Annotated in this window: 15 protein-coding genes; 6 read left to right on the forward strand and 9 right to left on the reverse strand. The window is 65.5% G+C overall.

The features are described 5' to 3' along the window. Positions 1-144: 144 nt before the first annotated feature. Positions 145-849 (reverse strand): ABC transporter ATP-binding protein, encoded by a 705-nt coding sequence (locus NMB43_RS13555; protein ID WP_494348696.1) that lies wholly within the window; start codon positions 847-849, stop codon positions 145-147. On the opposite strand from NMB43_RS13555, the gene NMB43_RS13560 reads away from it, so the two are divergent. Beyond that, positions 848-1,474 (forward strand): arylesterase, encoded by a 627-nt coding sequence (locus tag NMB43_RS13560; RefSeq protein ID WP_494348697.1) that lies wholly within the window; start codon positions 848-850, stop codon positions 1,472-1,474. The two genes, NMB43_RS13555 and NMB43_RS13560, sit on opposite strands and share 2 nt — an antisense overlap. Here NMB43_RS13560 and selD read toward each other — a convergent pair whose 3' ends face one another. Further along, positions 1,475-2,512 (reverse strand): selenide, water dikinase SelD, encoded by a 1,038-nt coding sequence (selD, locus tag NMB43_RS13565; RefSeq protein WP_494348698.1) that lies wholly within the window; start codon positions 2,510-2,512, stop codon positions 1,475-1,477. It abuts the gene before it with no gap. A gap of 16 nt (positions 2,513-2,528) precedes the next feature. Between selD and mnmH the strand changes: the two genes are divergently transcribed. From mnmH to NMB43_RS13580, 3 genes are all read left to right on the forward strand, one after another. Further along, positions 2,529-3,575, forward strand: coding sequence for a tRNA 2-selenouridine(34) synthase MnmH (gene mnmH / locus NMB43_RS13570; protein WP_494348699.1), 1,047 nt, complete (start codon positions 2,529-2,531; stop codon positions 3,573-3,575). 162 nt (positions 3,576-3,737) lie between these two features. Further along, complete coding sequence (locus tag NMB43_RS13575) at positions 3,738-5,003, forward strand: L-lactate MFS transporter (RefSeq protein WP_494348700.1); 1,266 nt, start codon at positions 3,738-3,740, stop codon at positions 5,001-5,003. A 139-nt stretch (positions 5,004-5,142) separates the two neighbouring features. Then, positions 5,143-5,625 (forward strand): hypothetical protein, encoded by a 483-nt coding sequence (locus NMB43_RS13580; protein ID WP_494348701.1) that lies wholly within the window; start codon positions 5,143-5,145, stop codon positions 5,623-5,625. A gap of 44 nt (positions 5,626-5,669) precedes the next feature. On the opposite strand, the gene NMB43_RS13585 is transcribed toward NMB43_RS13580, so the two are convergent. The 4 genes from NMB43_RS13585 to NMB43_RS13600 all read right to left on the reverse strand — a co-directional run bounded on the left by NMB43_RS13585 (position 5,670) and on the right by NMB43_RS13600 (position 10,037). Then, the gene (locus tag NMB43_RS13585; RefSeq protein WP_494348702.1) at positions 5,670-6,779 is read right to left on the reverse strand and encodes an ABC transporter substrate-binding protein; all 1,110 of its coding nucleotides are present in this window, start codon (positions 6,777-6,779) and stop codon (positions 5,670-5,672) included. Then, positions 6,779-7,576 (reverse strand): formate/nitrite transporter family protein, encoded by a 798-nt coding sequence (locus NMB43_RS13590; RefSeq protein WP_494348703.1) that lies wholly within the window; start codon positions 7,574-7,576, stop codon positions 6,779-6,781. The genes NMB43_RS13585 and NMB43_RS13590 overlap by 1 nt, the downstream gene beginning before the upstream one ends. A 135-nt stretch (positions 7,577-7,711) precedes the next feature. After that, positions 7,712-8,029: a DMT family transporter gene (locus NMB43_RS13595; RefSeq protein ID WP_494348704.1), complete on the reverse strand. Its 318-nt coding sequence runs from the start codon at positions 8,027-8,029 to the stop codon at positions 7,712-7,714. Positions 8,030-8,081: 52 nt separating this feature from the next. Further along, positions 8,082-10,037 (reverse strand): acetoacetate--CoA ligase, encoded by a 1,956-nt coding sequence (locus tag NMB43_RS13600; protein WP_494348705.1) that lies wholly within the window; start codon positions 10,035-10,037, stop codon positions 8,082-8,084. A gap of 338 nt (positions 10,038-10,375) precedes the next feature. Here NMB43_RS13600 and NMB43_RS13605 point away from each other — a divergent pair, with 338 nt between their 5' ends. Further along, positions 10,376-10,723: a hypothetical protein gene (locus NMB43_RS13605; RefSeq protein ID WP_494348706.1), complete on the forward strand. Its 348-nt coding sequence runs from the start codon at positions 10,376-10,378 to the stop codon at positions 10,721-10,723. 70 nt (positions 10,724-10,793) lie between these two features. Here the strand turns inward: NMB43_RS13605 and pnp are convergent, their stop codons facing one another. Both pnp and rpsO read right to left on the reverse strand, forming a co-directional pair. Further along, on the reverse strand, positions 10,794-12,908 hold the full coding sequence (pnp, locus tag NMB43_RS13610; RefSeq protein WP_494352148.1) for a polyribonucleotide nucleotidyltransferase: 2,115 nt from the start codon (positions 12,906-12,908) through the stop codon (positions 10,794-10,796). 183 nt (positions 12,909-13,091) lie between these two features. Beyond that, entirely contained in the window at positions 13,092-13,361 is a 270-nt protein-coding gene (rpsO, locus tag NMB43_RS13615; RefSeq protein ID WP_494348707.1) for a 30S ribosomal protein S15, read from the reverse strand. 167 nt (positions 13,362-13,528) lie between these two features. Here rpsO and xpt point away from each other — a divergent pair, with 167 nt between their 5' ends. Next, positions 13,529-14,128: a xanthine phosphoribosyltransferase gene (gene xpt, locus NMB43_RS13620; protein ID WP_494348708.1), complete on the forward strand. Its 600-nt coding sequence runs from the start codon at positions 13,529-13,531 to the stop codon at positions 14,126-14,128. A 24-nt stretch (positions 14,129-14,152) separates the two neighbouring features. On the opposite strand, the gene NMB43_RS13625 is transcribed toward xpt, so the two are convergent. Next, positions 14,153-15,508, reverse strand: coding sequence for a diguanylate cyclase domain-containing protein (locus NMB43_RS13625; protein WP_494348709.1), 1,356 nt, complete (start codon positions 15,506-15,508; stop codon positions 14,153-14,155). Positions 15,509-15,559: the final 51 nt, after the last annotated feature.

Below are 15,559 nucleotides of genomic sequence, written 5' to 3' on the forward strand. Positions count from 1 at the left end.
GGGACTCAGAGCCTGCACCGCGCCCCTGCCAGACAAGCAGCGCGCCGGGGAACAATCGACACAGCCCCAAGCCTGTGCGATTTCCGGCGCCGAGTGGGCCGGCGCTTGCGCCGGTTTTTTTATGCCTGAGGCATCCGCAGCGGTTCAGGCGAGTTGCCCGGACACATCCAGCTCGATGCGCCCCGAGCGCAGCCGGATACGGCGCTGGCAGGCCTGGGCCAGGTTCTCGTCGTGGGTCACCAGCAGCAGCGTGGTGCCCGACTCGCGATTCAGTTCGAAGATCAGCTCGATGATCTGCTTCCCGGTGGCGGCATCGAGGTTGCCGGTCGGCTCATCCGCCAGCAAGATCGCCGGTTGCATCGAGAAGGCACGGGCCAGCGCCACGCGCTGCTGCTCGCCACCAGACAGATGCTTGGGGTAGTGCGTCAGGCGTGCGCCCAGGCCGACCCGCTCCAGCCAGCGCGTGGCCGTCTGCTTCACCTCGCTACGCCCGGCCAATTCCAGCGGCATCATCACGTTCTCCAGCGCGGTCAGCGCCGGCAGCAACTGGAAGGACTGGAACACGAAGCCGATGGTCTCGCCGCGCAGCTTGGCGCGCCGGTCTTCGTCGAGACCGAAGATGTCGGTGCTCTTGAGCTTGACCGTGCCGGCGCTGGGAACATCCAGCCCGGCCATCAGTCCCAGCAAGGTCGATTTGCCGGAGCCGGAGGCCCCCACGATGGCCACCGTCTCGCCGGCATGCACCGTGAAGGCGATGTCCTTCAGAATGGTGAGCTGTCCGCCATCGGCCAGCGGCACCGTCTTTTCCAGCGACACCACCTCCAACACTGCCGGAGCCAAGTTCTGCATGAAGCGATCCATCCGTTCTGTCCTTTTTCTGCTGCTCTTGCCCGTTCTGCTGGGTACGGGCTTGGTCCATGCTGCCACGATACTGGTCTATGGCGACAGCCTTTCGGCCGGTTATGGCATCGACGCCCAGGCTGCCTGGCCCGTGCTGCTGGGCAAGAAGCTGCGTGAGGCCGGCTACCGCTACGACGTGGTCAATGCCAGCATCAGCGGCGAGACCACCGCTGGTGGGCTGTCCCGCTTCCCGAAGTCGCTGCAACAACACAAACCCACCGTCGTGATCATCGAACTGGGTGCCAATGACGGCCTGCGTGGCCTGTCGCTCAAGGCCATGCGCGACAACCTGGAGGCCATGGTGCAGGCGGCCAAGAAAGCCGGCGCCAAGGTGCTGCTGGTCGGCATGCGCATGCCGCCCAACTTTGGTCAGTCCTACACCGAGAAGTTCCACGCGACCTACAGCGAACTCGCCAAGGCCCACGGCACCGCGCTCGTGCCCTATATGTTCGAGGGCTTCGGCGAGAAGCGCGAGTTGTTCGTGGCCGACGGCCTGCACCCCAAGGCCGAGGCCCAGCCGATCATCCTGAACAGCATCTGGCCGGCGCTGCGGCCACTACTCAAGAAGGGTTGATCATTCGACCAGCAGGCGTGCCGGGCCGGACTCCAGGCCGCCGATGACGGCCGCCTCGCCAAAGCCGGCGGCACGGAAGGCCTGCAACACGCCGGCCGCCGCCTCCGGCGCACAGGAGACCAGCAAGCCTCCGCTGGTCTGCGGATCGGTCAGCAAGGCCCGCTGCCAGTCGGCCACGCCCTGCTCCGCCACATCCTGACCGTACGCCACCCAGTTGCGCGCACTGGCGCCGGTCTTGATGCCCTCCTGCGCGAAGCGCTGGGCCAGCGGAAGCATCGGCACGGCCGCGAGCTTCAACCGCGCGGCACAGCCCGAGCCACGGCAGATTTCCAGCAGATGGCCGGCCAGCCCGAAGCCGGTCACATCGGTCATCGCATGCACGCCGTCGATCTCTGCCAGGGCTGGGCCCACGCGGTTCAGCAGCGTGGTCCAGCGCAGCATCTCGGCGTAGCCTGCCTCGCCCAGCAGGCCCTTCTTCAGCGCGGCGCTGAGGATGCCCACGCCCAGCGGCTTGCCGAGAATCAGCACATCGCCGGCACGGCCATCCGCATTGCGCCGCACCTTGTCCGGATGCACCAGGCCCAAGGCGACCAAGCCGTAGATCGGCTCCAGCACGTCGATGGAATGGCCGCCCGCGATCGGGATGCCGGCCTCGCGGCACACACCGGCGCCGCCTTCCAGGATGCGGCCGATGACCTCCAGCGGCAGCTTGTCAAGCGGCATGCCGACGATGGCCAGCGCGAAGATCGGCTGGCCGCCCATGGCGTAGATGTCGGACAGCGCGTTGGTCGCCGCGATGCGGCCGAAGTCCAGCGGCGCATCGACGATGGGGGTGAAGAAGTCGGTGGTGGCAACCAGCGCCTGCGTGTCGTTGAGGCGATAGACCGCCGCATCGTCGCTGGTCTCGATGCCCACCATCAGCTCAGGGGGAAGCACGCCCTGCGGCATGCGCGCCAGGATGTCGGACAGCACGCCCGGCGCGATTTTGCAGCCGCATCCGCCACCGTGTGAAAATTGCGTCAGTCTGATTGCTTCCATCTTCCCGCCTTCATCCATGTCCAAGCACCAAGGTCCGGTCACGCTAGCACAGCGGCATGCCTTCGACGACATCATCGACGTGCGCAGCCCGGCCGAGTTCGCCGACGATCACATCCCCGGCGCCATCAACTGCCCGGTGCTGAACGATGAAGAGCGCCGCATCGTCGGCACGCTCTACGTGCAGACCTCGGCCTTCGAGGCACGCAAGCTCGGCGGCGCCATGGTCGCGCGCAACATCGCCCGCCATCTCGACGAACGCTTCCGCGACAAACCTCAGGGCTGGCGCCCGCTGATCTATTGCTGGCGCGGCGGCATGCGCAGCGGCAGCTTCGTGACCTGGATGCGCCTGGTCGGCTGGGACGCGCAGCAACTCGCCGGCGGCTACAAGCCCTGGCGTCAGCACGTGCTGGCCCAGCTCGGCGAACTGGCGCCACAGCTTGATCTGCGCGTGCTCTGCGGCGCCACCGGCAGCGCCAAGACCCGCGTGCTCGAAGCCCTGGCCACACAGGGTGCACAAGTCATCGACCTGGAAGGCCTGGCCGCACACAAGGGTTCGCTGCTGGGCGCCATCCCTGGTCAGGCGCAGCCCTCGCAGAAGTGGTTCGAGACGCAGCTCGTCACGCAGATGGAAGCACTGGACCCCACGCGCCCCGTCTTCATCGAAGCCGAAAGCCGCAAGATCGGTCACGTCCAGCTGCCCGAGCCGCTGATGCAGCGCATGCGCGAAGCACCCTGCATCGAGATCGTCGCCAGCACGCCGGCGCGGCTGGACTACCTGCTGCGCGACTATGCCTACCTCGGCGATGACCCGGCCGCGCTCGCCGACAAGCTCGGCGCCCTCAAGGGTCTGCAGGAGAACGCCACACTGGCGCGCTGGCAGGCCTGGGCCCAGGCGCGCAACCTCGCCCCGCTGTTCGACGAACTCATGCGCCTGCATTACGACCCGCTGTACCGCCGCTCGCAGGGCCGGATCTACCACGGCTACAACACCGCGCAGCGGATCACCACCGACTCGCTCTCGCCCGTCGGCATTGCTGCCCTGGCACAACGTATCCTGACCTAAAATTGGTGTGCAGCGCAGCATGTGCCAAGGCGTGTCAATACACGGCCAGATCCCTTTCTTCCGCGCATGGCTTAATTTGATTGCAGTCAATGGATAGTCTCTCGCAATCGCAGAGACTGCATCCATACCGTGTCATCTGACCGTATTACTAAAGAGGCAATCATGAAGAATCGGTGGCTCATTGCGCTGGCGGCTGTGGGGATCCACATCTGCATCGGCTCTGCGTACTCGTGGAGCGTGTTCTCCAAACCCCTGCAATCCGCCTTCGGCTGGAGCCTGAAGGAAGCGAACCTGACCTTTGGCATCGCAATCTTCTTCCTCGGCATGTCGGCCGCCGTCATGGGCCACTTCGTCGAGAAGCGTGGTCCGCGCGTGTCGGGCATCGTGTCCGCAATCCTGTGGGGCGTCGGCCTGCTGGGCGCCGGTGTGGCGACCAAACTCGGCAATCTGTGGCTGCTCTATCTTTCCTACGGCGTGATCGGCGGCATGGGCCTGGGGACTGGCTACGTGACCCCGGTGTCGACGCTGGTCAAGTGGTTCCCGGACCGCCGTGGCCTGGCCACCGGCATGGCCATCATGGGCTTCGGCTTCGCCTCGATGATCGCTGCGCCCATCATGGCCAAGCTGATCGAGAACGTAGGCGTGTCCACCACCTTCTTCATCATGGGTTCGGTCTACCTGGTCGTGATGATCGCCTCGGCCCGCTACCTCGAACCGCCGCCCAAGGACTGGAAGCCCGAAGGCTGGACCGGCCAGGTCGCCGGCAAGAAGGTGCAGGAAGACCTGTCGAACATCACCGCCAACGAAGCCGTGCGCACCAAGCCCTTCTACGGTCTGTGGATCATGATGTTCATCAACATCACCTGCGGCATCGCGGTGATCTCGGTCGCCTCGCCGCTGGCGCAGGAAGTGACCGGCATGAGCGCGCTCGCCGCTGGCGCGATCGTGGGCCTGATCGGCGTGTTCAACGGCCTGGGCCGCATCGGCTGGGCCTCGGCCTCCGACTACCTCGGCCGCCCGAACACCTACATCATCTTCTTTGCCTTCCAGATTCTGGCGTTCTGGCTGCTGCCCACGCTCACCGCAGTGGTCATCTTCCAGGTCGTGCTGTACGCGATCATGACCTGCTACGGCGGCGGTTTCGCCACGCTGCCGGCCTACATCGGCGACCTGTTCGGCACCAAGCAGATCTCGGCCATCCACGGCTACGTGCTGACCGCCTGGGCCATCGCCGGCATGGTGGGCTCCAGCCTGGCCTCCTTCCTGCGCGAGCTGACCGGCAGCTACGCCGCGATGATGCAGGTGTTCGCAGGGATCTTCGCGTTCGCCCTGCTGGTCTCGATCGCCATGAAGATCTACGTGCTGCGCGCCCATGCCGCCAAGGCCGGTGCCGCAGGCGGCGTACTGGCGACCCAGAAGTCAGCCTGACCGCCACGCACCGTCGTGCCTGAAAGCCCGCTCACCCGAGCGGGCTTTTGCTTGGCTCTGCCCGCGTGTGACACTCTCCGACTTGCCCACGGCATACTGATAGATGCCGCTTCCCCGATCACTCCCGTCTTTTCCGAGCATGACTTCGTCGCATCCCGAGCTGGCTGAAACCCTTCTGGCACGCGCCGCCACCCGTGCCCCACGCGCCGTGCGCATGGCCCGCCGTGCCCTGGCCACCCCCTCCTGGGCAGACCGTCGCCAGCGCCACCTGCGCCTGGTGTCCGGCTGGCTGGCCTGGCTGACACCCGGCCTGCTGCTACTGGTCATCATCGGTTCGCTGGCGCAGAACAATTCGGCGCTGGTCGAGACGCTGTGGGAGATCACCGCACTGGCGGTGCTGCTGGCGGGAATCGCGATCGCCATCGCCGACTCCGGGCACTACTACGTGAAGCCGCTCACGGCCGACGGTCTGAACGAATGGCAGGAGGCCGCCGCCAGCTCGGCCCAGGCCGCCAGTTGGCAGGCCATCGTGCAGGCACAGGGCCGCCCGGTGTGTCAGTTCGACCTGGAGATCGCGTGGGCCCTCGCGGCCATCGACGAGGCGGCCCGGCACGCGGCATGAAGGGATGAGCGCGCGCCGGGGATCGCCGGCGCCCCCGCCTCTGCTTACTTGAGGCGGGAGAAGCGCCCGTCGCGCACTTCGGCAAAATAGACGTTGCGATGCACGTCGCCGAACTCGTCAAACTCTATCTTGCCCTGCACGCCGCGGAAGCTGCGGATCTTGAGCAAGGTGTCCTTGAGCTGGCGCGGATCGGGGTTGCTCGCAAGGCCGTCCATGATCACGTTGGCCGCCTCGAAAGCCATGGCCGCGCCATAGCTCGGCTCACGCTTGTAGCGCTGGACAAAGGCGTCGCGGAAGTCCTGGTAGGACGCGGAGTAATCCTCCAGATCGACATACTCCTCCAGCAGCAGACCATCGAGCAGCTTGCCTCCGTTCTCCAGCAGGCGATAGGTGTTGGCCCAGCCGCAGCCAGCCAGTTGCACGTGCGGGTTGAGGCCGCGCAGCTTCATCGCCAGTTCGGCCGTGTCCACCGCGTTGGCGACCACGATCACCATGTCCGGCTCAAGCTCCAGCAGGCTCTTGGCGATGCGGTCGTACTGCCGCTCATAGTGCGAATCGAAGCTCAACGCCCGCGCCACCACGCCGCCGATCTGCTGAAAGGTGCGCTGGTAGTCATTGACCCAGCTCGTGGTGTAGTCAAAGTTGGCCAGGTCATACACCAGGGCCACTGAGCGCACGCGCCGCCGCTCGTAGTGATAGCGCGCCACGGCCGAGGCGTAATGCGCGGTGTCGTCGATGACGCGGAAGAACAGATCGTCGCGTCCGGTCAGTTCGGTCGTCGTGGTGTGCACCCCCACCATCACCGTACCGGTCTGCTCGAGGCGCGGCACCAGGGCCATTGCCATGCTGCTGGTGACCGGCCCGACCACCGCCGCGACGTTCAGTGCCACCAGATCGTCTAGAGCACGCCGGGCACGCGTCGGCTCCTGCTCGTCGTCACGCGCAATCAGTTCAACCCGCCGCCCGCTGACACCGCCAGCGGCATTGCGCCGCTCGACCGCCAGCTCGGCGCCATCACGGCCATCCTTGCCGAGATCCTGGTAGCGCCCGGACAAACCGCCAACAAAGCCGATGCGCAAGGCTTCGTCGGGCTGGCTGCAGCCGGCCAGCAGGAACAGCAGCGGAGCGAGGCACAGAACGAGACGGAGTGGCATCAGTGGCCCGCCGGCGCCTTGGGCGCCGGCGGGCGCGCCTCGACGGGGTTGATGTAGCGGAACGGCAGGCCGACGAACAAGGCGCCGCCCACGATGTTGCCCGCCGTGCTGTAGACCAGGTTGTAGAGCGCCTCGTTGAGCTCCAGCGCGCCACCGCCCAGCATGGACATGGAGAAGGTCCCCATGTTGGCGATCGAGTGCTCGAAGCCGAGGTACAGGAAGATGAACACGACCAGGATCATGATGGAGATCTTGGCGATGTCCTCCTTCATCGTCAGCGACAGGCGCACCGCCAGGCAGACGATCCAGTTGGCCAGGATGCCCTTGATGAAGATGACCCATGCACCCTGGTGCGCCTTGTGCAGCGCGCCGCTGTGCAGCAGGTGGTCGGCCGGCAGGCTGGCCAGCGAGCCGGCAAAGTACAGCAGGCCCGCCACGATCAACGCCCCGACAAGGTTGCCGGCGTAGCACACGATCCACAGCACGACGGTCTTGAACCAGGTGGTGTGGCCTTCGGCAGACGACACCGCGAGATACATGTTGTTGCTGGTGAACAGCTCGGCGTTGGTGAACACGATGATCGACAAGCCCACGCCGAAGAAGGCCGAGGCGATCACCTTGCCGAAGGGCGAGCTGTGCAGATCATGGCCCAGGCACCAGTAGACGAACACCACGATGGACAGGTACATGCCGGCAAGGATGGCGCGCACCAGGTAGCGTGGCGGATCGCGCTCCAGCATCGAGACCTTGCGGGCGCCACTGGCGGCGGATTTTTCGACGATCGGACGATCAATCATGAGACGGTCACTCCACGGATTCCTGACGCCGTGCCCAAGCCAGCGTCATACGTTCTGTATCGACACGGCATTGCACCACACTATCAAGAGCACACGTCTTGATCCAGTCAAACAAATTGTTCGCCGCAGCAGAAATCAGTTGGCCAACTTCAGCACCACCACCCCGCCGACGATCAACGCGACGCCGAAGTAGCGCGCAAGACTGGCTGCGTCGCCGAAAAAAATCACCCCGATCGCGAAGGTGCCGGCCGCGCCGATGCCGGTCCACACCGCGTAGGCCGTGCCGATCGGGATTTCGCGCTGGGCCAGCCATAACAGCCAGCCACTGAGCCCCATGCCCACCAGCGCAACGGCGATGCCGGCGGCGCGCATACCCTCGGTCTGCGACAGTTTGAGCCCGACCGGCCAGGCCACCTCGAACACTGCCGCCAATAACAGATAGACCCAGGCCATGCTTCCTCCGTCACAAAAAGACGGGGCAGGTTGCAGCCTGCCCCGGCGGGCATCATTGTGACAGCTCGGGCCGTGCCTTGAAATGCGCCAGCGCCTCGGGATTGGCCAGGGCCTCCACGTTATGCACCGGCTCGCCATGCACGGTTGCACGCACCGCAAGCTCCACGATCTTGCCGCTCTTGGTGCGCGGAATGTCCGGTACCTGCACGATGCGCGCCGGTACGTGGCGCGGGCTGGCATTGTCGCGGATCAGCCCCTTGATGCGCTGGACCAGTGCCTCGTCCAGCAGGGAGCCCTCGCGCAAGCGCACAAACAGCACGGTGCGCACATCGTTGTCCCAGTTCTGGCCGATCACGATGGATTCCAGCACCTCGGGCAGCTTCTCCACCTGGCGGTAGATCTCGGCCGTGCCGATGCGCACGCCGCCGGGGTTCAGGGTCGCGTCCGAGCGCCCATGGATGATCAGTCCGCCGTGCTCCGTCTCCTCGCACCAGTCGCCATGACACCACACGCCGGGGAAGCGCGCGAAGTAGGCATTGCGGTAGCGATGACCATCGGCGTCGCCCCAGAAGTACAAGGGCATGGAAGGAAAGGGCTGGGTGCACACCAGCTCACCCTTGCCGGCACGCAAGGGCCGCCCCTGCTCGTCGAACACCTCCACCGCCATGCCCAAGCCCTTGCACTGAATCTCGCCACGCCATACCGGCAGACCCGGATTCCCCAGCACGAAGCAGGAGATGATGTCGGTGCCGCCGGAAATGGACGACAGGCAGACATCGCGCTTGACCTGGGTGTAGACGTAATCGAAGCCTTCGTGGCTGAGCGGGCTGCCGGTGGAGAAGATCGTGCGCAAGGGGCTCAGGTCCCTCTCCTGCATGGGTGCAAGCCCCAGCTTGGCGCAGCCGTCGAGGTACTTGGCCGAGGTGCCGAAGTGGGTGCAGCGCTCCGCCGCCGCATAGTCCCACAGCACCCGCCCGCGTTCAGCCAGGGGCGAGCCATCGTAGAGCAGCACCACCGCCCGCGAGGCCAGCGCGCTGAGCAGCCAGTTCCACATCATCCAGCCACAGGTGGTGAAGTAGAACACCCGGTCACCCGGATGGATGTCGCCATGCAGCCGGTGCTCTTTCAAGTGTTGCAACAAGGTGCCGCCGGCACCATGCACGATGCACTTGGGTACCCCGGTCGTGCCCGAGGAATACAGGATGTAGAGCGGGTGCGCGAAGGGCAACTCGGCGTAGGCGATCTCCCTCACGTCAGCATGCGGCGCCAGGAACGCCTCCCAGCGACAGGCGCCGCGGATCGCCCCGAGAGCGGGCGCGCTACCCACGTAAGGCACCACCACCACCCGCTCGACGCTGGGCAAGGCGGCCACGATGTCGGCTGTACGGGCCAGCGAATCGAGCGCCTTGCCGGCGTAGTACACGCCATCCGCCACGAACAGCAGGCGTGGCGCGATCTGCCCGAAGCGATCCACCACGCCTTGCACGCCGAAGTCTGGTGAGGCCGAGGAAAACACCGCCCCGAGACTGGCCGCGGCCAGCATCACGATCACCGTCTCGGGAATGTTCGGCATGTAGGCGGCCACCCGCTCGCCCGCCTGCAGCCCGGCCGCACGCATGGCCGCCGCGCACTGCGCCACCTGCGCATGCAATTCCGCCCGGCTGAAGCGCCGGACCCGCCCCGCCTCGCCCCGGAATACCAGGGCTGGCGAGTCATCCGGCTGGGCCAGCAGGTTGCGCGCGAAGTTGAGGCGGCCCTCGGGAAACCACTGGGCGCCAGGCATCTGGTCCAGCCTCTCGACCACGCGCGTACCCGGCTCGCCGAGGACCCCGCAGAAATCCCACACTGCCTGCCAGAAGCGCGCTGGCTCCCTGAGCGACCATCCATGCAGTTCGGCATAAGAAGCGAAGTGCACGCCGTGATGCTGCGCCAACCACCGCTCGAAGACGGCCAGCCCGCTCCCCGCCACCCGCAGCGGATCGGGCCGCCACACAGGACGATCCGTCATGTCACCCTCGCAAAAACACACCAGTCTCCGGTATAGCCAAGCCCGCCGAGCTTCGCCGGACCATCTCCCCATGCAAGCGAATGGCTCCTCCGTGTCCCTTGACCTGCCGCAGAGGGAAGGTCAATCGCCGCGGACGCCCCACATGCGCTGCCTACGCATCGCAGCAATGTGACAAAGCTCGCGCATGAGCGGTCGAATCGCATGACTGAGCGGCCGGGTTGTTGCCAAGATGCACCAACAGACAACACGGGCAGCCCCAGTGGCATGTCCGGGGCACCCGGGACTCGGCGCCCATCTACCAAAGGAGGTCTCGTTGGCAACAACGAAGAAGCAGCATCATGGAGACAAAACGCCCCGCATTTTCGATTGAAGCCACCAGCCACTGCCAGGATGGCCGTTGGCCCCGCTGGTCGTGGTGGATCCGCGGCATCGACAACAGTAGCCGCTACGGCGTGATCGGCACCGACGAGGAGGGGCGCGGCCTGTTCCTCTACTCCTTCCGCAGCGACCGCAGTGCCGAGCGCAAGGCGCTGCTGGGGCGGGACGTCTTCACCATGGGCGACGGGCTGAGCCGCCTGCAGGCCAACGCCATCATCACGGCCACCCTGCTCGACCTGGGCTGGGGCCATGAAGCCCCGCCGCCTGCCCGCGCGGCCGGCAGCAGCGGCAGTTTCCTGCGTCCCTGAACCGTCCCGCTCCTGGGCGGAATAAAAAAAAGGACGCCCTGTGGCGTCCTTTTTTTGGCTCACGATCCGCTTACTGGGCGGTCTCGGCGGCCGGGGCCTCGTCGTTGAGCAGGGCCTTCATCGACAGCTTGACCTTACCCTTCTCGTCGGTCTCCAGCACCTTCACGCGCACGACCTGGCCTTCCTTGAGGTAGTCGGACACGTTGTTGACGCGCTCCTTGGCGATCTGCGACACATGCAGCAGACCATCGCGGCCCGGCATGATGTTCACGATCGCACCGAAATCGAGGATGCGCACCACCGGGCCTTCATAGATCTTGCCCACTTCCACTTCGGCCGTGATCTGGTCGATGCGGCGCTTGGCTTCGTCGGACTTGGCCTGGTCGGTCGACGAGATGGTCACGGTGCCGTCATCCTGGATATCGATCACGCAGCCGGTCTCTTCTGTCAGTGCGCGGATCACTGCACCACCCTTGCCGATCACGTCGCGGATCTTTTCCGGGTTGATCTTGAAGCTCGTCATGCGCGGCGCGAAGGCCGACAGATCGTGCGGCGCGTCGATGGCGTCGCGCATCAGCTTCAGGATATGCAGACGGCCTTCCTTGGCCTGTTCCAGCGCCTTGTTCATGATGGCCGGGCTGATCGAATCGATCTTCAGGTCCATCTGCAGCGCGGTCACGCCGGTTTCGGTACCCGCCACCTTGAAGTCCATGTCACCCAGGTGATCTTCGTCACCCAGGATGTCGGTCAGCACGGCAAAACGGTTGCCGTCCTTGATCAGGCCCATGGCGATACCAGCCACCGGCGCCGACAGCGGCACGCCGGCATCCATCATCGACAGCGAGCCACCGCAGACGGAGGCCATCGAGGAGGAACCGTTGGATTCCATGATCTCGGACACGACGCGGATCGTGTAGCCGAAGTCCTTGGCGTCCGGCAGCACAGCGGCGAGCGCACGCTTGGCCAGACGGCCATGGCCGATCTCGCGACGCTTCGGCGCGCCGACACGGCCGGTTTCCCCGGTCGAGTACGGGGGGAAGTTGTAGTGGAGCATGTAGCGCTCCTTGTACTCGCCCGTGATCGCGTCGATGATCTGCTCGTCACGGCCGGTGCCCAGCGTGGTCACGACCAGGGCCTGGGTCTCGCCGCGCGTGAACAGCGCAGAGCCGTGAGTACGCGGCAGCACACCGGTACGGATGGAGATCGGGCGCACGGTACGCGTGTCGCGACCGTCGATACGCGGCTGGCCTTCGAGGATGCGGCTGCGGACGATGGCGGACTCCAGCTCGAACAGCACGTTCTTGACGTCGTTCTCCTTGGGTGCGCCCTCCTCGCCGGTCACCAGGGCGGCGATGGCCTTCTTGGTCACATCCTTCAGCATGCCGCTACGCTCGGACTTGCTGGTGGTGCCGAATGCGGCCTCCAGGTCGGCCTGGGCGACTTCCTTGACACGCGCGATCAGGGCTTCGTCCTTGGCCGGCGCAGTCCAGTCCCATTCCGGCTTGCCGGCGACTTCGACCAACTCGTGGATGGCCTGGATAGCGGTCTGGATCTGCTGATGGCCGAACACCACGGCGCCCAGCATCACGTCCTCGGGCAGTTCAAGCGCTTCAGACTCGACCATCAGCACGCCGACTTCGGTCCCGGCAACAACCAGATTCATCTGGCTGTCGGCCAGTTGGCTGGTGCTCGGGTTCAGGATGTACTGACCGTCCTTGTAGCCCACGCGAGCCGCGCCGATCGGGCCGTTGAAGGGCACGCCGGAGATGGCCAGCGCAGCCGAAGCGGCGATCATCGCGGGGATGTCGCCATCCACCTCCGGGTTAGCCGACAGCACGGTCGCCACGACCTGCACTTCGTTGTAGAAACCGTCCGGGAAGAGCGGGCGGATCGGACGGTCGATCAGGCGCGAAGTCAGCGTCTCCTTCTCGGTCGGACGACCTTCACGCTTGAAGAAGCCACCGGGGATACGGCCCGCGGCGTAGAACTTCTCCATGTAATCGACGGTAAGGGGGAAGAAGTCCTGGCCCGGCTTCGGGTCCTTGGCGGCCACCACGGTAGCCAGCACGACGGTATCGTCGATCGTGCAGATCACGGCACCGTGAGCCTGACGGGCGACTTCACCCGTTTCGAGGGTGACGGTCTGGTTGCCCCACTGAAAAGTCTTCTTGATGGCGGTAGGCACGGTCATGTCCTTTCTGAATTCTGTCTGGATGGCCACGAGCGTGGCCGGAACACCTGGCATGGCGGCGGGCGAGAAACAACAAAGCCGGCGCGCCCCATTCCGGGCGGTCGCCGGCTTCGTCTCAAGCCGCGTCAGAGCGTGGCTGCGGCGCGCCCCTAAGGAGGCCGCGATCGACTGCGATCATTACTTGCGCAGGCCGAGCTTCTCGATCAGCGTGCGGTAACGCGCGTAGTCCTTGCCCTTCAGGTAGTCGAGCATCTTGCGACGCGCGCTGACCATCTTGAGCAGACCACGGCGGGAGTGATGGTCCTTGACGTTGGCCTTGAAGTGGTCAGTCAGGCCATTGATGCGCGCGGTCAGCAGGGCAACCTGCACTTCGGGGGAGCCGGTGTCGCCCTGAGCGCGCTGGTACTGGGCAACGATTTGCGCCTTTTGTTCGGTAGCGATGGTCATATCTCGTACTCGTTCGTGGTCATTTACTTTTCGGTAAGCCGAGCATTCTAATCGCTTTTTTGCAAGTCATGCAAGGGCTGCCGTGCGATGTGAAAGCTTGGCTTGCCGCAATGTCCCGTCACAAGGCTGCATGCTAGATTCCGCGATCGCAATCCGGATACCTAAAAATGATCGTCTCACCCGCGCATCTGAGCGCCCCGCTACCCGAACTGGCCGAGCGCATCCGCCAGGAAGCCACTGTCATCGACAACCAGATCATCAAGATCGACCACTTTCTGAACCATCGCATCGAGCCCACACTGATGATGACCATGGGCCAGGAGTTGGGACGCCGCCTGGCAGAGTACAAACCCGACCTCGTGCTGACGGCCGAGGCCAGCGGCATCGCACCGGGACTGGTCGCCGCCATCGCACTCAATGTGCCGATGGTCTACGCCAAGAAGTATGCGCCGCGCATCGAGCCGCCAGCCTATTCGCGCATCGTGCCTTCGCCCACCAAGGGAGGCGAGACGCGCTTGGTGATCGGCCAGAAGTATCTATGGGAAGGCGCCCGTGTGGTGCTGGTGGACGACATCCTGTCCAACGGCCGCACGGCGCAAGCACTGATCGAGATGGTGCGCGAGGCCAAGGCCGAGGTGCTGGCTGCCTCGTTCATCATGGAAAAGGCTTTCAAGCACGGTCGTCAGTTGCTGGAAGAGATGGACGTGCCGGTCGCCGTGCTGGCGCGCGTGCTGGGGGTGGAGGACGGCGTGGTGCGCATGGGCTGAGCCCCGGCGCCCTGCTCCATTCCCTCAGTCGCCCTGGGTGGCGGAGCTGGTCACGAAACTGAAGCCGCCGCCGCCAGCCTTGGCGCGGTACATCGCGTGGTCGGCCTGCGCCAGCAGGCCGGACACGTCGACCGCATCATCGGGAAACACCGCAATGCCGGCACTGACCCCCAGGGTCACCGCCAGTTCGCCGAGCTGGAAAGGTTCGACGAACACGGCCATGAGCTTGCGCCCATAGGCCTCGACCTGGCCGAGGTCCTCGAAGCCTTCGAGCACCGCCACGAATTCGTCGCCCCCCACGCGGACCAGGACGTCGGACTGCCGGCTCGACTCGCGCAAGCGCTTGGCCACGGCCTGCAGCGCAAGATCTCCGATCGCATGCCCGTGGCAGTCGTTGACAGGCTTGAAGCCGTCCAGGTCGAACAGTACGACGGCCAGTTGGCGCTGCTGGCGACGCGCGTGCTCGAGACGGCGCTCCAGGTAGGGCATCAGGAAGGCACGATTGGCCAAGCCGGTCAGGGGGTCGGTGCTGGCCAGTTCGCGCAGTTCCTCCTCCAGGCGCTTGCGCCGCTCGATGTCCTCGGCCAGCGTGGCATTGGCCTCCTGCAACTGGCGGGTCCGCTCCTGGACGATGCTTTCCAGCCGCCGGTTCTGCGCCAGCAACGCACGCCGGGCGTCGCCCAGGCGGGCCAGCAACTTGCTGAAGCTGTTGGCCAGGCGCCCCAGGTCATCTTCGCCGGCGCGCAAGGCCAGGCTGGCCGCCTGCGGATCGTCCGGGTCGATGCGGTCGATGGCGCCGATCAGCTCGCGCACCGGCCGGGTCACCATGCGCAAGAGGAAGATCTGGTGCAGCGCAAGGCTCAGCAGGATCAGCAGGATGGCAACCAACATGAAGTAGCGCACGTTGCGCCAGGTCGCATCCCGGATCGCATCCTCCGACACCGAGACGACGACATAGGCCAGCACGCGCCCGTCGCGCGCATGCACGCTCTGCACCGCCACCAGGGCCCGCGGTCCGCTGCTGTCAGACAGGGGAGTGTCGCGCAGGTCCTGTGGCCAGGCGTGTTTCTGTTGCCCTGCCCCGAACAGGCGCCGGCCATAGACATCGAACACACCGGCGAACTCGAGGTTGGGATCGCGCAGCAGAAGGTTTTGACACTGCACGTCGAAGCCGGTCACGTTGTCCGGCGGCAGGCCCAGTTGGACCAGGCGCTCAAGCTGGGCATGCAGCTCCGCCACCGCCAGCCGCGCCCGCGCACCCATGCTGTCGAGCAGTTGTTGACGCACCACCAGCCCCCCGGCCGCGGTGAGAGTTGCCGCCAGCAGGACGGCAAAGACCACCGCGATGAGGGTGATGCGCAATTGCAGGGACTTCAGCAAGACCCACTCCACCGGCATGCCCACCAGGCTAGTCCTGCAGATGTGTGATCC

This window comes from Uliginosibacterium sangjuense (assembly GCF_059132465.1).